Here is a 23198-nt window from a genome sequence, read left to right on the forward strand (position 1 = left end):
TACAGTTCCTACTCTCTTCTTTTTTCTATTCGGTTTTGTCCACAAACTGCGCTTCTACACGATAGATCCGTTGTCCTCGAGAAGAAAACTTCTCTTCATATTCTGTCATGATATTGTCCTCAAAGTCACTTTGATGTAGATCAAGCCAGACTTTTTTTAACCGCATTCCGTATTGTGAAAAACTAGCCAACGAATATTCAAATAATCCTTGATTATCTGTTTTGAAATGAATTTCACCATTTGGTTTTAAGATCTCTTCATCGACAGCTAAAAATGTACGATACGTCAATCGTCGTTTCTCATGTCTCTTTTTAGGCCATGGATCTGAAAAATTCAAATAAATCTGATCGATCTCATTCTCTGAAAAGTACTCAGTCAAAGCGGAACCGTCCACGTGCAATAATCTTAAATTAGGTAATGGTTCCTCCAATACTTTGTCTAAAGCAATGGACACGACACTTACTTGCATTTCAATCCCGATATAATTGATTTCTGGATGAGCTTTGGCCATCCCAGTAATAAACTGTCCTTTTCCCATGCCGATCTCAATATGGATTGGTTGATCATTACCAAATAATTCTTTCCATTTTCCGCGCCATTTTGTTGGCTCGTTGATGACGATTTCTGGATGAGCAGCTAACATCTCTGCTGCATTTGGTCGGTTGCGAACACGCATCTTTTTCTTCCTCTCTATTCCTACAAAAGATTGTTCCTTGTATTTCACTGAATTTATTATAAATTGCTATTGGTATTACCCTAAAAATAAAAAAATCAACTGAATAGCCGAGCTTAACCACTAAAAATTCGTTTAAGTTGTAAAATCTCTTCATTCATTCGTCGATAATCTTCACGTTTGCAGTAGCGTGTGATTTCTTGTAATAGGTTCATCACCGCATACCAATGTAATTTTTCTAAAATTTCATCTGTTGGTCGGATACCGTAGCTGATCAACCACTTATTCCAACTAGACAATGGCACGTAATTCCCTAAAATAGTCGCAATATCTACCGCTGGATCAGCGAACATGATTGAATCCCAATCAACTAAATATAAATAATTTTTACAGACTAACCAATTCCGATGATTGACATCTCCATGCACGACCGCTAGTTTTTCCTTGTCCACTGAAGGAATTTGTTGGCACAAATAGCGATAAACGAGTTGTAAAAATTGATTGTTTTTTAGGCTATCAGGCAAATCTTGTTCATAATATTGCAGCATTTTCTGGGGTGTCAATACCCTCCCACCAATTCGAGAAAGCATTGTTTTTAAAGACGTCGAATGATGTAGATGGTACAGTACATCAATGACATCATTTCTTTGGCCAATCTCACTAGGCGTCAACAAGCGACCTTCCAGCCATTCTTGTGCGGTCAAGGTATCGCCATCTCCTGTTCGCTTAGTCCACACTAATTTCGGCGTAATGCCTTCACGAGAGAGTGCAGCGAGCATTGGCGTTGTGTTCCTCTTGATAAAAACTTTGTCTTTATCACGCATGCCTATGTATGTTTTTCCTGTGTCACCTTTGATGGGGCGTAACCGCCACTCTTGGTCTAACTGAAACTCCATCGCGCATTCTCCCGTCCTCTACTATATGTTTGCAGTATCTATTATTCTAGTCGCCCAAGTCTTGAACGTCAAGCACATATACGTTCTTTTTCTATGTTTTACCCTCTAAAAAACCAACTTTTATCAAAATAAAAAAAGTCCCTAGTGATTTCTTCTTATTCATGAGGTTTAGCACACTCTTTTTTGTCCATGGAAAAAAAGAGGAAAGTTCGAAAAAACATAAAGTGATTTCGAACTTTCCTACAAGAATTCCTATTTATTTCTCATAAAAAAGTGAGGGTTCTCAGCTCACTTCAAACGTTACTTCTGAATTCCGAGCCAAGAAGATTCCTTTTTCTAGTCAAGCCACTTACTTTTCAAATGCTACTCCGCAATCTTCTTGATCCGAGATGGCACGTACCATTTGATTAAGAGTCCGTTGACAACAAGATAGACCAAGATAGGTAGCCATCTTTCATTCCCATCAAGAACAACAGCAGCGATCACTCCAAATAAAACAGCAACAAAAGTCAATAACCACGTCAAAAGACGTTGGAGTGCTCCACTTTTTTGACTCTCTTGGATAGGATACAATTGGACCAAGATCATATAGCGAAACTGACTATATAAAGGTAATAATTGAAAGCCAATCAAATATAGAAATAATGATCCAATGCCTAAAGTAAAGTATAGATCGTTGATTCCGGCGATAATGATCGAGCCAATCACTGTTAAACGTACGTACAAGCCAATAAAGTCTGATCCTCTAGCAAAGCGACGAGCAAATAAATAAAGATACGTGTTTTTCGTTTCTTTCTTGATTCCTTGTAACACCGGATCAAGATAACGGCGCCTTTTGACTTTTGCGGTGATCTCTGGCACATCTGTAAACAAATTAATGAACTGATAGATTTGGTGCAAACGTTGTTTTTCTAATTGGATCATTTTTTCCCAGTCTAAATGAGCGAACATTTTTTTCCATAAGAACACATAATAGATCCCAGCTTGAATAGATGAAAGAATCAAGCCCAACCAAATATTCCCATAAAAAGAGAGAAGTAAGATACCAAATGACGAGACCCACCAACCATACTTAAACAAGTTTTTACGCGTTTCTTCCATACGATAAAAATCTGCTCGCTTCACTTGTAAATGACTAGACTTCAAACTCCATAGTATAAGTAGATAAACAAAAAACAGCGAAAATGGTTGTTGCGTTGAAACCACAACTAACGGCATCGCAAATCCACACACTAATCCTAGAAAAACCATAGGAAAAATACAAGAATAACGAAAAGCTCGTTGCAAATAGCCTTTCATTTCTTTTTCTTTCGGTAAAAGAAAAACTAAATCTGCTGGCTCCGCAAAAGTCGCGATTTTTCCAACGATCAAGCAAATCATCCAAATCAATGAGACGATGATACCTCCAATCGAAAAAGGAGCCTCGAGTGTTTTTAGCCAGTTAGAATAATAAAGGCCTAGACCCCCAATCAAAAATAAACAGACTAGTACAAAATGGTCGTTGAATACATAGCGTAAATATTTCATCATTTTTTTATGATGTTTTGCTAGTCTTTTTTGAAAAAAATCATTCATAACCTTGCTCCTTCGTCAATGCGATGTAGATTTCATCTAGGGATGCTTCCGGCATTCTAAAAGCAGTTTGCAACTCTGCTAACGTGCCATCTGCTCTGATTTCTCCTTCATGAAGAACAACAAAACGGTCACAATATTTTTCAGCAGTGGCTAAAATATGCGTAGACATCAAAATACCAGACCCCTCATTTTTCATCTCAACCATTAATTCCAACAAAGCATTGATGGCTAATGGATCAAGTCCCAAAAAAGGCTCGTCAATGATATACAAAGATGGCTCAATCAAAAAAGCACACAAAATCATGACTTTTTGTTTCATCCCTTTTGAAAAATTCGCTGGAAACCACTCTAAACGATTAGACAAACGAAACGTGTGTAACAATTTTTCTGCCCGTTTCATCGCGATATCCATTGGAATGTTATAAGCCATCGCCGTTACCTCAATGTGTTCTTTTAAAGTAAGTTCTTCATATAATGAAGGAGTTTCTGGAATATAACCAATTTGTTTACGATAATTTTCTACATCCTTTTTAAGAGATAACTGATTGATTTCGATTTTTCCTTTCGTTGGTTCAAGCAAACCGATAATATGCTTGATCGTTGTACTTTTTCCTGCTCCATTCAAACCAATCAACCCAACCATTTCTCCAGGTTGTACGTTAAAACTGATATCTTTCAAAACAGGTAAATGACCATAGCCACCTGTAACATGTTCGATTTTTAAACTCATATTTCTTCCTCCGTTAATATATTGTCTTCATTATACCACGAAGCAAATCACGTCCAATTATTTTTTACGTGCATTCTCATGAACTTATGTTAAAGTTGAGGTAACGAAACTTGAATAAAAGAAAGGTGTTTTTATATGGACAATTGTATTTTTTGTAAAATCATCAATCAAGAAATCCCTAGCTATAAAATCTATGAAGACGAGAAAATCTATGCGTTCTTAGATATCTCTCAATCAACTAAAGGACACACATTGATCATTCCTAAAGAACACGTAACTGATATCTTTGATTACAACGAGGAATTAGCCAGTGATGTCTTTGCCCGTATCCCAAAAATTGCTCGTTCCATCGAAAAAGCATTCCCGGAAATGGAAGGTTTAAATATTATCAATAATAATCGAGAACTAGCCTATCAAACCGTTTTTCATTCCCATATCCATTTAATTCCGCGTTATAGTAAACAAGATGACTTCTCCATTCACTTTGGAAACCATCAAGCAGATTATACAACGGAAGAAATGACTGCTATCCAAGAAAAAATCAAAGAGCAGGTGACGTTTCATGGTTAAAAATTTTCTAAAAGGATTAGTATTCGGTGCTGTTACCGGTGCAGCAGCAGGATTATTATTTGCACCACGTAGTGGAAATGAGACCAGAGAGAAATTGATTGCAGAATTAGATGAAGCAACTGAATTAACCAACGAATTAAATAACAGTTTAAATCATTTTAAACACGCGTTATCTGAAACAAAAAAAACAGCTGAAACTGTTATTCCACCTTTTCAAGAATCAATCGAAAAAGACCTTGAAAATTTCAAATTCCAAGCAGAACCACGAGTTACACAAATCCAAGAACAAGTAGAAAAACTTTCGGCACATTTACCTGAAAGCTTGACAGACGTGCAATAATGATCAAAAATCAAGCACTTTTGATAACTATATGTCTTTTTCATGTACCTAGATGTATGGAATGTGACAAAAATTTGAATTTTGTTTGAAACTATCAGTCAGAACGTTTTTATTCGCTAATAGATATGGTATAGTAATATTTGTGAAAACCAATAATAAATTACAGGAGTGCAAAACTTAAATGAAAAAGAAAAAAATAATTTTAGCTGCGACAAGTGCGTTAGCTATTCTAACACTAGCAGCTTGTTCTGGTGGCGGGGATACAAACAAGGATATCGTAACCATGAAAGGCGGCACAATCACCGTCGCTGATTTTTATGAAAAAGCAAAATCTGAATCCGCTAACCAACAATTACTTCAACAAATGGTGATCTATGATGTATTCAATAGCAAATACAATGACAAAGTTTCAGATAAAGAAGTAGATGCTGAATATAATAAAACAAAAGAAACTTATGGTGACAGCTTCGAGACACAATTAGAATCTGCAGGATTTACAGAAGAAAGCTATAAAGAATTCCTTCGTAATAATCTTGTCTTTAAAGCTGGGATCGAATCTCATGTGAAATTGACAGATGAAGACTTGAAGAAAACGTGGGAAACATTCCATCCAGAAGTAGAAGCACAAATCATCAAAGTTGCTAGTGAAGACGAAGCAAAAGAAGTTAAGAAATCAGCTGATGACGGCAAAGATTTCGAAGAACTAGCGAAAGAAAAATCAACAGATACAACTAAAGACGATGGTGGTAATATCAAGTTTGACTCAGAAACACAAACTGTTCCATCTGAAGTAAAAGAAGCTGCCTTCAAACTTAAAGATGGTGAGATCTCAGATGTGATCACTGCAACAAATCCTTCTACTTACGCAACAGAATACTATGTCGTTAAAATGGTGAAAAACCAAGATAAAGGAAACGACATGGATAAATTCAAAGATCAATTAGAAGAAATTGCGACTCAAGCAAAAGTAAATGACAGCGAATTTACAACAAAAGTAATCGGTGAAGAACTAAAAGAAGCGAATGTAAAAATCAAAGATGACGCATTCCAAAACATCTTGACACCATTTACTTCAGCTACGACAAGTACATCTTCAACTGAAGACTCAGCAACAGAAAGCTCAGAAACAAAGAGTTCTGAAACAAAATCAACTGATTCTACTGAAGCATCTGAAACAGAGCAAAGCACGACTGAATCAACAAACGAATAAGCACTATACGCTTCTAGACATTAAAAATACACGCTAGAGAAAATATTTAAAAAGTGGTTTAGGAAGAGAGAAGTCTTCCTAAACCACTTTTTTGAATACGATCAGTTCTCATTATCCATCTCTGCTAACGGAAAGTAAAAAATTCTTTGGGTTCATAAAAAAATGTTTGGGGAAAAAGTCCTTTAGAACCACCTAAAAGCGAATAAACGGCGGGAACAAAAATCCTCTCTTCGGAAATAAAGCGACATCCACAAAAGGTGAAAAACAACTTTCGTGGATGTCGTCTTATTTATCGAGGCTAAATACTTCTGTCTCGACCTCTTTAAAACTAATGAGATGATATCAATAAATTGTTACGTATCTTTCATTATCTATCGAACAATTACCATCATTTCTGTTTTGGTACATAAAAACTACGATTATCAAGACCAAATATTCGATCTGTATATTTCCCTGGCTCTGTTTGACGAATTGCAGTAGACATCATTTGCATCGAAGCATCGATCGTGTCGATCTGGTGTAAGACTTCAGCTTCCATGATTCGAGGTCGAACAGGCGAACCATATTCTAACAATCCATGATGTGATAGAACCATATGACGTAAGATCAGCACATCTTCTTCTTCCTCACTGATTTTCAACGCTAAACAAGCTTTTGTGATTTCTTCGTCAATTAAAACTAAATGCCCTACTAAATTACCCGCTAATGTGTATTCTGTTGCCATTGAGCCGGACAACTCGATCACTTTTCCTAAATCATGTAAGATAATCCCTGCATAAAGTAGTGGGCGATTCAATTCAGGGTATTCATCAGCAATCGCTTTACCTAAGTGTAACATCGATACTGTATGATAAGCCAATCCACTAGCAAATGCGTGATGATTTCGTTTTGCTGCTGGATATTCAAAAAATTGTTTTTGGTATTTATTGAGTAAATAACGCACGATTCGATTCCAATGTGCATTTGTGATCTCAAATAGCAATTGGTTGATTTCTTCTTCCATTTCTTCTTTTCTCAATGGTGCTCTTTCCATGTACAAACTGGGATCACTCGGTTCATCAACTTTTGTTAAACGCATATGCAAGATTTTAACTTGAGGATTTCCTTGATAGACCTCGCGTTTACCATTTAAAAAAACAACTGTTCCCGGTGTAAATTTTTTGATCTCGTCCTCTGATGCATCCCAATATTTGCCATCAATTGTTCCTGATGTATCTTGAAATGTAAAAGCGATAAATTTCTTACCGTTCTTAGCGATTCTTACATCTGCATTTTTGATCAAAACGAATTGTTCGAATTGTTCATCAACGACTAATTCACGTATTTTTTTCACTATTTGCACCTTCTAACTTTCTCACAGATTGTTCTAGCTCATGATAATAGCTTACCATTTCTTGGTCAGAAGACAAGCAGATTACTTGATAGGTTTTGCTAAATTCAGCTAGTAGTTTAGCTAAACGGTATTTTCTCTTATGGTCGTAGTGTAGCCAGCCATCATCAATGATCACTGGACAGATCGAACGTTTCGCTTCCAAAGCAAGATATGCAAAACGCATCGCCATGATCATCTGATCCTTTGTCCCTGTCGATAGTTCATAAATTGGAAACTCATCTGTACCATTTGTTAATGTCAATGTATCGTTTTTCAATTGTATTTCTTGGTACTGTCGATCAGTTAGGATACTTAGATAGTCTCCAGCTAATTTGAGTAACTGTGGTAATTGCCGTTCACTTAATTCTGTCGAAAGATCACCTAAAAATGTCCCAGCAATCACTAAGCCGCCCCACTCTTCAAATAAAGTTTGTAGTTGAGCTTTTTGTAGACTTTCCTGTTGATATAATTCATCTAATGTCCCATCTTGTTGTAATCCCTCAATTTGCAACTGTAAGCGTTGACGTTGCTCACTTTTCCTACTTTCTTCCCTCTTTAGTTCTTGCAATCGTTCGGATTCACGAGCAATCTGAGTCTGCAACTGACTATAAGTAATGACAGTTTTAAAAATAGGGGAAAGAATATGCTCCAATTCTTCAAAACGTGCTTGTTGTTGCTTCGTTTGCTCCGCCTTTTGTAAAAAAATCGGTACTTCTGATGGGTAAGAAAGTTTTGCTTCAGTAAATTGTTCCTTGTATTCTTCTAACCACATTTTTTGTTTCTTTTTCAATGCGTTGATTTCTTGCTTCAACAAAGTATTTTGTTGATAACTTCTAGCATATTTCATTTGTTCCATTTCTTGGATGAACGTGGTTAATAGAGCCATTTTTTCCGAGAGAGATTTATGCTGGAGCGGTAACCATTCTTTTGCTAGGTCAAGTTCCCCTTCTATCTGTAAGAGTTGTTCCTGTATCTCTCGTTCCCGTTGTTGTTTCTTTTGAAAAACAGCATAAAGCTTTTGGTAATCTGTTACTTCTTGGCCCTCATTTTTCATCGTTTCAATCGTGTTCATTATTCCTAATGAGTGATGATAGGCAAAATCAGCCACTGATTGTTCCATTTTTTGTTGCTTTCGTTTATTCTCATTGATTGTTTGAGTAATCTCTTCTAATTGTGCCAATACAATATCCAGTTGCCCTAGTTTCTCTTGCCACTTCCCTTTGATTTCTGGCAAATTTTGGTCTGTAGTGTTCTTAGATGTTCTACGAGTAAACGTATAGCCAACCACTCCCAAAGCAAGCAATGGTCCCAATATTTTTCCAGGCATAGGTAAGAACAAACCAATTACAGCTAACACTAACGCACCAATGTAAAATTTGAAAAAAGATTGTTTTTCTGGAACATCTTGGATCGGCCTTGTTTGGATCAGCGTTGGGTGGGCTAGTTCTAATTCATTGATCTCTGCTTCTAGTGTTTGTTGCTGTTCCTTCACAATATCAAAACGAATCGCTAACTGACTGTGTTCATCATTTAATTGTTGCACCAGCGTATACAAAGAACGCCACTCTGGATCATCAATAAATTCCTGTGGCCGTTGCAATCGATCCCAGCGCCAACGTTGCTCCAATATTTTCAATTCTGACGCTGTTTCCCTTGTCTCTACTTGCAGTCTCTGCCACTCATCCATTAATTGTTCAGTTGAAAATTGCTTTTGCTGTAGTGCTTTCAATTCTTGTTCTTGTTCTAAATAAAAATAATAACGTGCAGACTGCTGATCCATCCCACTATGTCGCTCTAACGAAGCCTCAAGTTCTTCCAGGCGTTCGTTCATTTGTTGATAACGTTTGGTAAATACTTCTAAATCTTGTATTAATGATTCATCCGGTACTTCAGCTAGCATATTTTTTTTCAGTGATTGCCACTCTTCATATAAAGAGAAATTCAATTCTTGTTGATGATACAACGTAAGTTTTTGATTGATTTGTTCGATATCATGCACTAAGAGCTGTTGTTGTTCCGCTAGTCGTTGTTCCTCCATGATCCATTCACTATAGATCGCCTCTTGCTCTTGCTTTTGATGAATCTTTTCTTGTAGTTGTTTCCATTCATTTAGTCGCTGATTAATCACTAATTTTTGACCTTTTCTTTTAAATAACTTATCAGCTGATTGATAATATTCTTGTCTTTTTTGAAAGACATGAGAACTTCCAGTGATCCCTAATGAGATCAACGCATCATGCAATTCTTTTTCTGTTAAATGAGCAAGTTCACTCAGTTGTTCTTGTTGAAATGTAAAAACCTGCTGGAATAACTCTTTCGTCAAAGGTGAAAGTAGTTTTTCTAAGAGTTCGTCACTTCCACTTTGACCATTGAATGTGACCTTCGACTTGCCTCGATTCTGTTGTTTATATCTTTCCACATAAATTTCTCCATGTATGGGATGATTCAGCCATAATTTCCCACCATATGCAGAACCGTCTCGCGGTGTGTAGTCTTTCTTTTTCTTTCCTTTAGAAGGAAAACCAAAAAGGATGGCTTGGATGAATTGATAGATCGTTGACTTTCCCGCTTCATTTTCACCGTAAATCAACTGATTGCCAGAGGTAAAATCAAAGGTTTGTTGACGCCACTTTCCAAAAGCTGCTATTTCGATTTTTAAAATATTCATTCAGTACCCCCCTCAAACAAAAAGTCTTGCCGAATGATTTCTTGGGCCTTTTCTATCGTAGATTCTTGAAAATCCGGTAGCAGATCCAACACTTTGATTGCCTCTTGATTTGTGTAGGCTTCTTGTAATATATGCTGAAAATCTTCTTTTGTTTGGTAATTTTCGAATAGTTGTTCAAACATCAATGTTGAAGCAGACAAAGAAATTTTCACCTTGTTATCTCTTTCTAAAGTAGATATACGCCAAATAACTAAATTCGAAAATTCCCTGTTTGTTTCTTCCTTCAAATAATCTAATAATTCTCCAGAATGAATACGATCCAACACTTCCTGATCTAAGTGTTCATAATCAATGATCTCAAATTCAACGAGTGTCATCTTATTGGGTTCCACTAATTCTTGTTGGATTTTCTTCAATACATCCGTCGTTTGTTTCACTTCTCTGAGAGAAATTTGCTGGCGTTTCCAATAAACCTCTGCTACTTTTATAGGTGTTGTTCGACAAGACGCTCCTTGAAGTTCAACTAGAACTATTGAAGTCGCTGACTCTTCTTTTTTTGTATGTCCTTGTGGTGCACCAGGATAAAGAATTGTTCCTTTTTCATTTAATTTAGTTGGCACATGGATATGGCCTAACGCCCAGTAGTCATAGCCTTTTGCTTCCATTTGCTTTGCTTGAAATGGTGCATAATTCCCATGAGTTGACCCAATTTCACCATGATAGAGTCCAATATGATAGTCGACAGCAAAACGTTGGGGAAATTCAGGTACCTTTTCCTCAGTGATCCATTGTTTTGTGTAACTAAAACCACTGAGTGCGATCGTTTCACCAACATCCGTCGTCATTTGCAGTGTCTCTACAGTTTCCGAAGTAAACAAAGAAAGATTCTCGGGGAATTCAAACCAATATCTCTCTTTTTGATAAAAATCATGATTACCAAATGTTAAAAAAACTGAGATATTGTGTTCTCCTAAGCGCTTGATTTGTTCCGAAAAATGCTTTTGGATCTTTAGCGAAGGACGATTCTGGTGGAAGCTATCCCCTACCAGTAAAACAAAATCAACCTGATGTTTGATTGCTTGTTCCACAAGATTTTCAAGTACGGTCAAATTAGCCCGTAATAATTTCTTTTGAACTTTTCCATCAATTTCCACTAATCCTTCAAATGAACGATCCATATGCAAATCTGCCGCATGAATAAATTTGACCATTAAGCTACTACCTCCCTATATACAAGATAATAAAATATAAGTTTGTCTGTATCGCTTTACTAAAACAGATCGATATCTGTTGACATTTTTTGTTTATACATGATTTATCATAACATTTCCATTGCTTTTTTTCAGCAAAAACCGAAAATTTGTTCGCATCCAGACAAAAAAAACAGCTGAACTTTCGTTCAACTGTTTTCATTTGCGTGGCGGCGTCCTACTCTCACAAGGGGCAACCCCTCACTACAATCGGCGCTAAGAAGCTTAACTTCTGTGTTCGGCATGGTTACAGGTGTATCCTTCTCGCCATCGCCACCACACTTGGTGTTATCTATATTGAGTAAATCTTGTTCACTCAAAACTGGATTTGAAGTATCAGTAAGAAACTCTCCGAGTTTTTCATTTTATTTTGGTTAAGTCCTCGATCGATTAGTATCAGTCCGCTCCATACATCACTGTACTTCCACTCCTGACCTATCTACCTGATCATCTCTCAGGGATCTTACTTTCTTAAAGAAATGGGAAATCTCATCTTGAGGTGGGCTTCACACTTAGATGCTTTCAGCGTTTATCCCTTCCCTACATAGCTACCCAGCAATGCCCTTGGCAGAACAACTGGTACACCAGCGGTAAGTCCATCCCGGTCCTCTCGTACTAAGGACAGCTCCTCTCAAATTTCCAACGCCCGCGACGGATAGGGACCGAACTGTCTCACGACGTTCTGAACCCAGCTCGCGTGCCGCTTTAATGGGCGAACAGCCCAACCCTTGGGACCGACTACAGCCCCAGGATGCGACGAGCCGACATCGAGGTGCCAAACCTCCCCGTCGATGTGGACTCTTGGGGGAGATAAGCCTGTTATCCCCAGGGTAGCTTTTATCCGTTGAGCGATGGCCCTTCCATGCGGAACCACCGGATCACTAAGCCCGACTTTCGTCCCTGCTCGACTTGTAGGTCTCGCAGTCAAGCTCCCTTCTGCCTTTACACTCTTCGAATGATTTCCAACCATTCTGAGGGAACCTTTGGGCGCCTCCGTTACTCTTTAGGAGGCGACCGCCCCAGTCAAACTGCCCATCTGACACTGTCTCCCACCACGATAAGTGGTGCGGGTTAGAGTGGCCATAACGCAGGGGTAGTATCCCACCAGCGCCTCCATCGAAACTAGCGTTCCGACTTCTACGGCTCCTACCTATCCTGTACATGCGGTACAGACACTCAATATCAAACTACAGTAAAGCTCCATGGGGTCTTTCCGTCCTGTCGCGGGTAACCTGCATCTTCACAGGTACTAAAATTTCACCGAGTCTCTCGTTGAGACAGTGCCCAAATCGTTACGCCTTTCGTGCGGGTCGGAACTTACCCGACAAGGAATTTCGCTACCTTAGGACCGTTATAGTTACGGCCGCCGTTTACTGGGGCTTCAATTCGTACCTTCGCTTACGCTAAGCACTCCTCTTAACCTTCCAGCACCGGGCAGGCGTCAGCCCCTATACTTCATCTTACGATTTTGCAGAGACCTGTGTTTTTGATAAACAGTCGCTTGGGCCTATTCACTGCGGCTGATCTGACGATCAGCACCCCTTCTCCCGAAGTTACGGGGTCATTTTGCCGAGTTCCTTAACGAGAGTTCTCTCGCTCACCTTAGGATTCTCTCCTCGACTACCTGTGTCGGTTTGCGGTACGGGTCGTTGTTTTCTCACTAGAAGCTTTTCTCGGCAGTGTGACGTCAGGAACTTCGGTACTATTATTTCCCTCCCCATCACAGCTTGTCCTTAAAGTTAGAAGCATTTGACTCCTATCAAGACTTACTGCTTGGACAGACATTTCCGATCGTCTGCATTCCTTAGCCTCCTGCGTCCCTCCATTGCTCAAACAAAAACAACGAGTACAGGAATATCAACCTGTTGTCCATCGCCTACGCCTGTCGGCCTCGGCTTAGGTCCCGACTAACCCTGGGCGGACGAGCCTTCCCCAGGAAACCTTAGTCATTCGGTGGACAGGATTCTCACCTGTCTTTCGCTACTCATACCGGCATTCTCACTTCTAAGCGCTCCAGCAGTCCTCACGATCTACCTTCAACGCCCTTAGAACGCTCTCCTACCAATACACCTAAAGGTGTACTCCACAGCTTCGGTAATATGTTTAGCCCCGGTACATTTTCGGCGCAGGGTCACTCGACTAGTGAGCTATTACGCACTCTTTAAATGGTGGCTGCTTCTAAGCCAACATCCTAGTTGTCTGTGCAACCCCACATCCTTTTCCACTTAACATATATTTTGGGACCTTAGCTGGTGGTCTGGGCTGTTTCCCTTTCGACTATGGATCTTATCACTCACAGTCTGACTCCCGGATATGAATGAATGGCATTCGGAGTTTATCTGAATTCGGTAACCCGAGATGGGCCCCTAGTCCAAACAGTGCTCTACCTCCATCATTCTCAATTCCGAGGCTAGCCCTAAAGCTATTTCGGAGAGAACCAGCTATCTCCAAGTTCGTTTGGAATTTCTCCGCTACCCACACCTCATCCCCGCACTTTTCAACGTACGTGGGTTCGGTCCTCCAGTGCGTTTTACCGCACCTTCAACCTGGACATGGGTAGATCACATGGTTTCGGGTCTACGACTACATACTCAAACGCCCTATTCAGACTCGCTTTCGCTGCGGCTCCGTCTCTTCAACTTAACCTCGCATGCAATCGTAACTCGCCGGTTCATTCTACAAAAGGCACGCCATCACCCATTAACGGGCTTTGACTTGTTGTAGGCACACGGTTTCAGGTTCTATTTCACTCCCCTTCCGGGGTGCTTTTCACCTTTCCCTCACGGTACTGGTTCACTATCGGTCACTAGGGAGTATTTAGCCTTGGGAGATGGTCCTCCCGGATTCCGACGGAATTCCTCGTGTTCCGCCGTACTCAGGATCCTCCTAGGTGCCTTCCAAATTTCATCTACGGGGCTTTCACCCTCTCTGACTGACTTTTCCAAGTCATTCGACTATCTGAAAGAACTACCATATCGGAGTCCTACAACCCCAATGAGCAAGCTCATTGGTTTGGGCTTTTCCCGTTTCGCTCGCCGCTACTCAGGGAATCGAATTTTCTTTCTCTTCCTGCAGGTACTTAGATGTTTCAGTTCTCTGCGTCTACCTCGTATACGCTATGTATTCACGTATACGTAACATCCTATAAAAGATGCTGGGTTCCCCCATTCGGAAATCTCTGGATCATAGCTTACGTACAGCTCCCCAAAGCATATCGGTGTTAGTCCCGTCCTTCATCGGCTCCTAGTGCCAAGGCATCCACCGTGCGCCCTTATTCACTTAACCTTATCAACCTTACGGTTGGGTTTTGATCTTTCTTCTAGCGATAGAAGTCCAATCAAGAAAAATAAGCAATTGAACTTATTAAAAAACTCATTCAACGCGGTGTTCTCGGTTTGTATTACTTACATTTTTACTTCAATATCCAGTTTTCAATGAACAAAATTTTGAGAGTAGACCTCTCAAAACTGAACAAAGTATCGACAAACGTGTGTAGTCTCCGTAATATTCCTTAGAAAGGAGGTGATCCAGCCGCACCTTCCGATACGGCTACCTTGTTACGACTTCACCCCAATCATCTATCCCACCTTAGGCGGCTGGCTCCAAAAAGGTTACCTCACCGACTTCGGGTGTTACAAACTCTCGTGGTGTGACGGGCGGTGTGTACAAGGCCCGGGAACGTATTCACCGCGGCGTGCTGATCCGCGATTACTAGCGATTCCGGCTTCATGTAGGCGAGTTGCAGCCTACAATCCGAACTGAGAGAAGCTTTAAGAGATTAGCTTAGCCTCGCGACTTCGCGACTCGTTGTACTTCCCATTGTAGCACGTGTGTAGCCCAGGTCATAAGGGGCATGATGATTTGACGTCATCCCCACCTTCCTCCGGTTTGTCACCGGCAGTCTTGCTAGAGTGCCCAACTAAATGATGGCAACTAACAATAAGGGTTGCGCTCGTTGCGGGACTTAACCCAACATCTCACGACACGAGCTGACGACAACCATGCACCACCTGTCACTTTGCCCCCGAAGGGGAAGCTCTATCTCTAGAGTGGTCAAAGGATGTCAAGACCTGGTAAGGTTCTTCGCGTTGCTTCGAATTAAACCACATGCTCCACCGCTTGTGCGGGCCCCCGTCAATTCCTTTGAGTTTCAACCTTGCGGTCGTACTCCCCAGGCGGAGTGCTTAATGCGTTAGCTGCAGCACTGAAGGGCGGAAACCCTCCAACACTTAGCACTCATCGTTTACGGCGTGGACTACCAGGGTATCTAATCCTGTTTGCTCCCCACGCTTTCGAGCCTCAGCGTCAGTTACAGACCAGAGAGCCGCCTTCGCCACTGGTGTTCCTCCATATATCTACGCATTTCACCGCTACACATGGAATTCCACTCTCCTCTTCTGCACTCAAGTCTCCCAGTTTCCAATGACCCTCCCCGGTTGAGCCGGGGGCTTTCACATCAGACTTAAGAAACCGCCTGCGCTCGCTTTACGCCCAATAAATCCGGACAACGCTTGCCACCTACGTATTACCGCGGCTGCTGGCACGTAGTTAGCCGTGGCTTTCTGGTTAGATACCGTCAAGGGGTGAACAGTTACTCTCACCCTTGTTCTTCTCTAACAACAGAGTTTTACGATCCGAAAACCTTCTTCACTCACGCGGCGTTGCTCGGTCAGACTTTCGTCCATTGCCGAAGATTCCCTACTGCTGCCTCCCGTAGGAGTTTGGGCCGTGTCTCAGTCCCAATGTGGCCGATCACCCTCTCAGGTCGGCTATGCATCGTGGCCTTGGTGAGCCGTTACCTCACCAACTAGCTAATGCACCGCGGGTCCATCCATCAGCGGCACCGTAAAGCGCCTTTCAAAACGAAACCATGCGGTTTCGATTGTTATACGGTATTAGCACCTGTTTCCAAGTGTTATCCCCTTCTGATGGGCAGGTTACCCACGTGTTACTCACCCGTTCGCCACTCCTCTTTTCCCGGTGGAGCAAGCTCCGGTGGGAAAAGAAGCGTTCGACTTGCATGTATTAGGCACGCCGCCAGCGTTCGTCCTGAGCCAGGATCAAACTCTCATAATATGCTAGTTCCTCACAGCGAAAGCTGATGTGGAACTGTAGTTCGAAATTTACTTTCGAACATCATAATAGTTCATTTGTTAAGCTCAATTGTTTGCTAGCATATTGCTTGCTTGTTAAAAATGTTTGTTGTCTTGAATTGAATCAAGACGCCCTACACATTTGGTTTGTCTTACTTTGTTCAGTTTTCAAAGGTCTACGTGATAAATGAAACACAACTGCCTCAACTTATCGTTTGTGATTGCCGTAGCAACTTTTATATCTTAGCAAACCCTCGGATGATTGTCAACTATTTTTTAAAAGTTTTTTGAACTCGTTTTTCACGAGGTCGTTTTAGCAACTCACTTATCATAACTTATCGTTTGTTATTTGTCAACAGTTTATTTTGTTTTTTTCTTTGCGAAATCAACACGTATGAACTTATCTCTCATAACCAACTTCGTTATATTATCATAAGAAAATATGATTGTCAACAAAACTTTTAAACAAATTTCATGATTGTTTTCATGTTTCAGCAACGTTGACTATACTATCATTAAAAAAAAGATTGGTCAAGGTAAAATTTAACTTTCACTGCACCTAATCTTTTTTTATTTATTTCACTCCATTTCTATTTCCTGATAGTTAAAATAATCAAAATCAGCATAGCTCCCTCCTCTTACATTTAAATCATGCACACCTATGCCAACAAAGTTTCCTGTAAAACCACCTGATAGTGTCTGCACATCAATTTTAGCACCGATTTTTTTCCAGTCTTGCGAACGTTTCACATAAAATTGCCCAAAAGTCTTTTCAACAACTACTTTGATCACTGTCTCTCTTCCTCTTAGCGGATAAATGTCAGGGCTAATCGTAACATGGCCTTCAACTGCACTAAGTAATCGGAGACACTTTCCTATCATTTCATCCCAGGTCAAACAGCAATAATAGTAATTTTCTTCATTTAGAAAAAGAAGTAGTCCAGCCATTTGGTTGAAGTGCTTTGGCTCATATTCCATTTTAGTTTGTGCAATAAATGAAAACGTTGTTTGTCGTACCGCTAATAAGTGTTGGTCAAACATTGACTGCAGTGATTCTCCTGCGAGCATCCTTAAGTAGCCATATCGACTAGTCAAATCGCACCAAGTTGTGTCTGGTAAACAACGACGAGCGTTCCAACTTTGTTTCATTTTACCTTCAAAATCATCAAAAAAACAAGAATTGATCTTTTGGATCACTTTCTCTTGTGTTGGAATGGTGACGCTCTCTCTTGGTTCATTTCCTCCTTCTTTTATACGCAACCAATTGTCTTCTGTCCAATACACTTCTTGAATAGCTGTTTCTCTACCTAAGATAGCAACGCCTTCGATAGGACGAGTACAAAGATGGACTATATACCATCTGTCGACTTCTGTTTGAACCAAACTTGCATGCCCTACACATTGTAAGCTTGAGCTTGGGTAACCATTTGCTGTCAACATTGGATTTTGGGGATCAACTTCGTAAGGGCCTAACAAATCACGACTACGACAAACGGTAACGGCATGTCCACTACCAGTACCACCTTCAGCAGTCAGCAAATAATAGTAATCATTGACATAGTAGAGATGAGGTGCTTCGGTCTTTGCGAGTTCCGTGCCTGTAAAGATCGTGTGAATCGGCCCGACCAGTTGTTTTTGTTTTGCATCATATTCTTGAATGACGATCCCTGCAGATTTATTAGGTGTCTTTAGTCGATAGTCCCAGATTTCATTCAACAGCCATTTCTTACCTGTACGCGGATCATGAAAAAGAGAGGGATCAAAACCACTACTATTTAGATAAATTGGATTCTCCCAAGGTCCCTCGATATCTTCCGCAATCATCATGTAGTTGTGAACATCTTTAAAAGGACGTGTTACGCTTTTAACATCTGTATAAACAAGATAAAACCGTCCATCTGAGTAACTGATTTGAGGCGCCCAGATACTTCCATTGATTGGATGATTCTTTAATGATACTTGATTCGTTAAAATATCCGTTTTATGTTCCCAATTGATTAGATCCGTTGACTCATATACACGAATGCCTGGTAACCATTCAAAAGAAGAAACGATCACATAATAGAAGCTACCCACTTTTAAAATATTCGGGTCAGGATTAAATCCACGAATGATTGGATTGATTGCTTTACTTTGAAACATCTGCTTCCCACCTTTGCTCTATTTTTTGGCGATACATACTTGAACCCGCTGCTAATAGATAGAAAAAGACAAAAGGATAAGCAATGAATTGTGTACCGAACAACAGCAAGACTCCTGAAACTAAATAAATGAGCGCTGCCATCGGACTTGCTTTTCCCTTCAACGATAAATAAAGAGCCAAACATAATCCACTCAAAGAGAGGAACAGACTCACACTAAACAATCCTGTTGTTTTTCTTAATAACTCAAACGTTTCTTCCACACTGCCAATGTACTCTAGTGAGAGAGCCTGATAGGTTTCTCGAAAATTTGAAAGAGACATTTGATTGAACGTTACAGCAATTCCACCGAAAAACAACAAAGCAGCAGATCCACCGATCAAACCAAAACTTATTTCCCATTTTTTCGTCATCTAATCGTCCTCCGTTTCAACAGTGATCCATGATTCGCGACAAATTTCCCCTTGGTATCTATTATTTTTTTCGTAATAGCGTGCGGTTTGTCTGTTTTGTTTCTCATCCCAATCATGCCAACCACTTTGGTGGACATGCGCTCCTACATCACACTCTTCAAATGTCACCTGAGCATATGGACGCCAAGGCCGGCCTAAATAGATAGAAGGCACCTCGAAATCTGCAACGATTGCACACCTAAAAAAAAGAAAACCTCGTTCTTGTACTTTTACCGTTGAAGCGGCTGTGATATAGCCATTAGAAAAACAAGCTAAACTCTTGATGGTACAATGGTCAAATACCGCATCTGCTCCACCAAAAATAAAATCGACAGTCCCTTCGATCCAACATCGTTCATAATATTGTCGACAATACTTGCGTTCCTTCGTCACTGGTGTAAGAAAGAGACGACCATCTTTTTGTGTAGCCGGCAACGGTCCTGTGCACAATGTATCTTGTTGCCCACACAATCGACAATTGATCAACTGGACTTGATGAGCATGATTGAACAGCGCGACTGCTTGCCCCACTTGTTCTCCTGCACCGGCGTTATTGATGATCTGTATATTTTCGAGACGAATGTTTTCTCCTTCAAGAAATAGCGTCGCGGTTCGAAACGTTTCTCTTGCTTCACCAGATGAAAGTGTTTGTTTCGAAAAACGGCACCCAACAATCTGTACTTCTCCTTGTCCTAGCATTTGGAAATTCGATAGCCGACATTCGACATATTCATGATAGACACCTTCTTGAATAATCATGGTCTTTTTTACGCTATCCGGCAATGAACTAAGATGAGCAATTCCTGCTTGGATGGTCTGATAGTCTGCTTGCTCTGAGAATGGGTCGATCACGATTTCTGTTTCCATTACAGGTGCTCCTTTAAAAATGCTTGCCACTTACTTCGCATGTCACGTGTTTCAAAGTGTCCACCATTTAAAGAGTGTCCTTGAAAATTCATTGGTACTCCCAGTTGTTGATAATACAAATCTAGCTGTTTATTCAAGTGATAGACGCCTTCTGTTGGACACATTCGATCGTTTGTCCCTACTATAGTAAGCCGTTTACGAGGAGCAATTTTTTGCTGGATAGCTAGGGTCGTATATTCCTTCAATAAATTAGGAATATAATAATAGTAACCGTGGCAATCTAACATCTGATGTTTCAAGAGCGTTTCAACCTCTACTTGGCTAGCTAGGTCAATACATACTTTCACACGTTCATCCAATGCACTTGTCCACCAACTTAATAGGCCACCCATAGATAACCCCATCGTTGCGATACGTTGTGTGTCAATATCTTCTCGTGTTTCCAAATAATCGATCAAGCTTAGCACATCAAAGATCCGCATTCCCCAAAGTGTTCGTCCTGTTAATAAGAATTGCTTAAAAAGTTCACTTTCAGCAATTCCGCTGCGTTCTTCAAATCCCCAAGCATCGATCGCCCATACCCCATATCCCATACTCGTCAAAACCTTCGCAAACGAAGGTTCCACAAAATAGGATGCACCTTCTAACAATTCACTTTTTCCAAGTGAAAAATCGCCACCATGCGAGTGCAGATAGATCACAACAGGCAGAGGCTCCCTCTTTTTTGCTGGATAAATATAAATGGCAGGAACAGGTTCAAGATCATTTAATGCCAATTGATAATACTCAATTACTTGATCATCGTTGTTTTTTTGTGATAAACAGCTACCACTCGGTCTCAAGCAACGTGCGTCTCTCCCTAAGTACTCGATCAACTCCATTTTATTTAAGTTCCTTCTATAATAGATACATTCTTTTTATCCAACTCTGTCGATCGCATACGTTTAATTTCGATATCTTCCGAATCTTCAATCATGATTGCTGGTCCTTCATGATGATTGATCGTGATCTGATGGAAAGAAATATGTTTACCAAACCGCACATAAAATCCCTGTTGGCGCATGGGTTCTAAACCCGTCATCATAGCTGGCACTCCCACTTTTGCATCTTTTGCCATTGATATATCGACATGATCGAAAGAAATGTCTTGAACCGCTTGTTCTGCTAACCCGTAAATAAAACCTGCGGAAGCATGGACATTTCTAGCAGTTATCGATGAAAAATGAATACGCCGAACTTGTGGCGTTCGCTCATCGATTGGATACACTTCTTTGTCCCAGACGTAAGGATCTTTGCCACGAGGCCCGCAAAAATAATAAAGATTGATGACAAACGGACACAGTACTTGGTCCATGATCAAATTAGTTACTCGGACATCTTCGATCATCCCCCCTCGACCTCGGCGTGTCTTTAATCGAATCCCACGATCGGTTTGTTGGAATACGCAGTTCGAAATCGTTACATTCCGAATCCCGCCACTCATTTCACTTCCTAACACTACGCCACCATGACCGTGTACCATCGTACAATTGGTGATCGTGATATTTTGACAAGGTACCTTATTAACGGCATCCTCTGTCCCTGCTTTGATTGCAATACAGTCATCCCCAACATCAATATGGCAGTTACTGATATGCACATTGTGACAAGACTCTGGATCAATACCATCTGTGTTCGGGGAATCAGCAGGATTACAAATGACTACATGATCGATCGTCACATCTTGGCAATGATTCGGATGGATCGTCCAACTTGGTGAGTCGACCAACTGGATATCACGAATTGTTACTCGTCGACAATGATCAAAACCAAGCAATTTTGGCCGAGGGTACTCAAGTGTTTCATGCTCCTCTCGAAAAATGCGCCACCAGCTAGGACCACTACCATCTAATTTCCCTAAACCAGTGACAGCAATATTTTCTGCATGTTGCGCATAGATACATGAAGCATAGACCTTTTTAGGTACACCCTCCCAGCTGGATAAAATAGCTGAATACTGAGCTGGGTCATCTGTAAATTTCAATACTGCTCCAGGAGAAAGATACAACTCCACATTACTTTTCAAGCACAATGGCCCCGTTAAAAACTGCCCACTTGGAATGATTACTCTTCCCCCACCTGCTTCGGCTACTTGATCAATGGCTTGTTGGATCACCGTCGTGTTGAGTCTATCGACTGAGGCACCTAAGCTTAAAATATTTATCACTTAGATACACCTTCCACTTCTACTAAGGCTTGCAAAAAGGCACCAACACCTTTTTGATCGTTACATACAATTGGTTCACTAATATAGTAAGCATAAGAACCATCTCTTTGGTCTGCACCGCCTAGACCTGCAACTTGGCAATTTTTATTCAGATTCAGCCAGCCTTCTTTTGTTTCCAAAACAAATTCATCAAACAAACCTTGATAAGATTTTTTCAACTGAGGAAACCACACTTCTTTCTCCAGTATTCCTAAGCGAATCCCCTTTGCCATCGCATAAACGAACATACTGCTTCCTGAAGCTTCTAAATAATTCCCTTTACGTTTCGTTTCGGTTGTTACTTGGTACCAGGTGCCAGTTTCTGATTGATAAGGCAATAATGCTTCCAATGTGGATGTCACAATTTGCCCCAATAATCGACAGTCCACTTCTTTATGCAACAACTCGTAAGTATCGACACACGCCATCAAATACCAACCAATTGAGCGGCTCCAAAAATGATGGGATAATCCCGTTTCTAGATCTGCCCAAGGTTGCTTCATCTTTTCATCCCATGCATGGAACAATAAATTCGTTTTTGAGTCGAACAATCGCTGATAACTGATCTCAAATTGACGTAAGACATCTTGATAATCTTTTTTCGGCGTAAAGGTTTGGATAAATTCTGCATAAAAAGGCGCTCCCATATACAAACCATCTAACCATATTTGCCAAGGATAGATCGCCTTATGCCAAAACACACCTTCAGAGGTCCTTGGATGATTCGACAATTGTTTGGCGCAATTTTCTGCTGCTTTGCGATATTTTTCATCTCCTGTTTCTTTATAGAGGATAAAGAACAGTTTTCCAGTATTGATATGATCGATATTGTATTCTTCTAATTTATAGCCTTTGATCGAGCCATCTTCTTGTACGAAGTAGTCAATATTTGTTTGAATAAAGTCTAAGTACTTCTTCTCCTTCGTTTTCAGCCATAACAACTGAAATCCTTTCAAAACGACACCATAATCATATGACCATTTTCGTTCATATCCTTTATCTTGATACAAATAAGGTGTACGTGCCATAATACTATCTGCTAATTTCTCTGACCAATTCAATCTTCTTCCTCCAATCAATCATTTTAAAAGAGAAAGGGCTGCGGTTGGAATAGTT

At 40.4% G+C, this 23198-nt stretch carries 16 protein-coding genes and 3 rRNA genes; 3 read left to right on the plus strand and 16 right to left on the minus strand.

Annotation, left to right across the window (positions count from 1 at the left end):
* Positions 1-25: 25 nt before the first annotated feature.
* From trmB to IGK77_RS13265, 4 genes are all read right to left on the minus strand, one after another.
* A complete protein-coding gene (gene trmB / locus IGK77_RS13250; protein WP_071867710.1) occupies positions 26-676 on the minus strand; it encodes a tRNA (guanosine(46)-N7)-methyltransferase TrmB in 651 nt (216 codons plus the stop codon).
* 113 nt (positions 677-789) lie between these two features.
* On the minus strand, positions 790-1569 hold the full coding sequence (locus tag IGK77_RS13255) for a phosphotransferase family protein (RefSeq protein WP_071867709.1): 780 nt from the start codon (positions 1567-1569) through the stop codon (positions 790-792).
* Between the two features lie 363 nt (positions 1570-1932).
* Positions 1933-3144, minus strand: coding sequence for an ABC transporter permease (locus IGK77_RS13260; RefSeq protein WP_074801242.1), 1212 nt, complete (start codon positions 3142-3144; stop codon positions 1933-1935).
* Positions 3137-3874, minus strand: coding sequence for an ABC transporter ATP-binding protein (locus IGK77_RS13265; RefSeq protein WP_010734191.1), 738 nt, complete (start codon positions 3872-3874; stop codon positions 3137-3139). Before IGK77_RS13265 ends, IGK77_RS13260 begins: the two co-directional genes overlap by 8 nt.
* Before the next feature lie 135 nt (positions 3875-4009).
* On the opposite strand from IGK77_RS13265, the gene IGK77_RS13270 reads away from it, so the two are divergent.
* From IGK77_RS13270 to IGK77_RS13280, 3 genes are all read left to right on the plus strand, one after another.
* Positions 4010-4444, plus strand: coding sequence for an HIT family protein (locus tag IGK77_RS13270; RefSeq protein ID WP_071867707.1), 435 nt, complete (start codon positions 4010-4012; stop codon positions 4442-4444).
* Entirely contained in the window at positions 4437-4784 is a 348-nt protein-coding gene (locus tag IGK77_RS13275; RefSeq protein ID WP_010734189.1) for a YtxH domain-containing protein, read from the plus strand. The genes IGK77_RS13270 and IGK77_RS13275 overlap by 8 nt, the downstream gene beginning before the upstream one ends.
* Positions 4785-4965: 181 nt before the next feature.
* Entirely contained in the window at positions 4966-5994 is a 1029-nt protein-coding gene (locus IGK77_RS13280) for a peptidylprolyl isomerase (RefSeq protein ID WP_010734188.1), read from the plus strand.
* Positions 5995-6382: 388 nt separating this feature from the next.
* Here the strand turns inward: IGK77_RS13280 and IGK77_RS13285 are convergent, their stop codons facing one another.
* The 12 genes from IGK77_RS13285 to IGK77_RS13340 all read right to left on the minus strand — a co-directional run bounded on the left by IGK77_RS13285 (position 6383) and on the right by IGK77_RS13340 (position 23143).
* On the minus strand, positions 6383-7327 hold the full coding sequence (locus tag IGK77_RS13285; RefSeq protein ID WP_071867704.1) for a 3'-5' exoribonuclease YhaM family protein: 945 nt from the start codon (positions 7325-7327) through the stop codon (positions 6383-6385).
* Entirely contained in the window at positions 7311-10034 is a 2724-nt protein-coding gene (locus IGK77_RS13290; protein WP_071867703.1) for an ATP-binding protein, read from the minus strand. Before IGK77_RS13290 ends, IGK77_RS13285 begins: the two co-directional genes overlap by 17 nt.
* A complete protein-coding gene (locus IGK77_RS13295; protein ID WP_074801236.1) occupies positions 10031-11245 on the minus strand; it encodes a metallophosphoesterase family protein in 1215 nt (404 codons plus the stop codon). Before IGK77_RS13295 ends, IGK77_RS13290 begins: the two co-directional genes overlap by 4 nt.
* Before the next feature lie 204 nt (positions 11246-11449).
* Positions 11450-11565 (minus strand): 5S ribosomal RNA (gene rrf / locus IGK77_RS13300).
* 89 nt (positions 11566-11654) lie between these two features.
* Positions 11655-14569, minus strand: a 23S ribosomal RNA gene (locus IGK77_RS13305).
* 230 nt (positions 14570-14799) lie between these two features.
* Positions 14800-16360: ribosomal RNA gene (locus IGK77_RS13310) — 16S ribosomal RNA — on the minus strand.
* The 16S, 23S and 5S rRNA genes sit together here, the layout of an rRNA operon.
* 596 nt (positions 16361-16956) lie before the next feature.
* Positions 16957-18519 (minus strand): glycoside hydrolase family 43 protein, encoded by a 1563-nt coding sequence (locus tag IGK77_RS13315; protein ID WP_074801318.1) that lies wholly within the window; start codon positions 18517-18519, stop codon positions 16957-16959.
* Positions 18506-18931, minus strand: a complete 426-nt coding sequence (locus IGK77_RS13320; RefSeq protein ID WP_071867563.1) for a DUF4064 domain-containing protein — start codon at positions 18929-18931, stop codon at positions 18506-18508. The genes IGK77_RS13315 and IGK77_RS13320 overlap by 14 nt, the downstream gene beginning before the upstream one ends.
* Positions 18932-19837, minus strand: a complete 906-nt coding sequence (locus IGK77_RS13325) for a pectinesterase family protein (RefSeq protein WP_074801322.1) — start codon at positions 19835-19837, stop codon at positions 18932-18934.
* A complete protein-coding gene (locus tag IGK77_RS13330) occupies positions 19837-20718 on the minus strand; it encodes an alpha/beta hydrolase family protein (RefSeq protein WP_071867561.1) in 882 nt (293 codons plus the stop codon). The genes IGK77_RS13325 and IGK77_RS13330 overlap by 1 nt, the downstream gene beginning before the upstream one ends.
* A 5-nt stretch (positions 20719-20723) precedes the next feature.
* Complete coding sequence (locus IGK77_RS13335) at positions 20724-22043, minus strand: glycoside hydrolase family 28 protein (protein WP_071867560.1); 1320 nt, start codon at positions 22041-22043, stop codon at positions 20724-20726.
* Complete coding sequence (locus tag IGK77_RS13340) at positions 22040-23143, minus strand: glycoside hydrolase family 88/105 protein (protein ID WP_071867559.1); 1104 nt, start codon at positions 23141-23143, stop codon at positions 22040-22042. Before IGK77_RS13340 ends, IGK77_RS13335 begins: the two co-directional genes overlap by 4 nt.
* Positions 23144-23198: the final 55 nt, after the last annotated feature.

It is taken from the genome of Enterococcus sp. DIV0806c (genome assembly GCF_051710905.1).
Taxonomy (GTDB): Bacteria; Bacillota; Bacilli; order Lactobacillales; family Enterococcaceae; genus Enterococcus_B; species Enterococcus_B mundtii.

Excerpts from the sequence above, each read along its gene's own strand:
- IGK77_RS13260 (WP_074801242.1), bottom strand. The coding sequence starts at position 3,144 with ATGAATGATTTTTTTCAAAAAAGACTAGCAAAACATCATAAAAAAATG.
- trmB (WP_071867710.1), bottom strand. The coding sequence starts at position 676 with ATGCGTGTTCGCAACCGACCAAATGCAGCAGAGATGTTAGCTGCTCAT.
- IGK77_RS13295 (WP_074801236.1), bottom strand. The coding sequence starts at position 11,245 with ATGGTCAAATTTATTCATGCGGCAGATTTGCATATGGATCGTTCATTT.
- IGK77_RS13325 (WP_074801322.1), bottom strand. The coding sequence starts at position 19,837 with ATGGAAACAGAAATCGTGATCGACCCATTCTCAGAGCAAGCAGACTAT.
- IGK77_RS13330 (WP_071867561.1), bottom strand. The coding sequence starts at position 20,718 with ATGGAGTTGATCGAGTACTTAGGGAGAGACGCACGTTGCTTGAGACCG.
- IGK77_RS13315 (WP_074801318.1), bottom strand. The coding sequence starts at position 18,519 with ATGTTTCAAAGTAAAGCAATCAATCCAATCATTCGTGGATTTAATCCT.
- IGK77_RS13320 (WP_071867563.1), bottom strand. The coding sequence starts at position 18,931 with ATGACGAAAAAATGGGAAATAAGTTTTGGTTTGATCGGTGGATCTGCT.
- IGK77_RS13270 (WP_071867707.1), top strand. The coding sequence starts at position 4,010 with ATGGACAATTGTATTTTTTGTAAAATCATCAATCAAGAAATCCCTAGC.
- IGK77_RS13280 (WP_010734188.1), top strand. The coding sequence starts at position 4,966 with ATGAAAAAGAAAAAAATAATTTTAGCTGCGACAAGTGCGTTAGCTATT.
- IGK77_RS13290 (WP_071867703.1), bottom strand. The coding sequence starts at position 10,034 with ATGAATATTTTAAAAATCGAAATAGCAGCTTTTGGAAAGTGGCGTCAA.
- IGK77_RS13265 (WP_010734191.1), bottom strand. The coding sequence starts at position 3,874 with ATGAGTTTAAAAATCGAACATGTTACAGGTGGCTATGGTCATTTACCT.
- IGK77_RS13255 (WP_071867709.1), bottom strand. The coding sequence starts at position 1,569 with ATGGAGTTTCAGTTAGACCAAGAGTGGCGGTTACGCCCCATCAAAGGT.
- IGK77_RS13275 (WP_010734189.1), top strand. The coding sequence starts at position 4,437 with ATGGTTAAAAATTTTCTAAAAGGATTAGTATTCGGTGCTGTTACCGGT.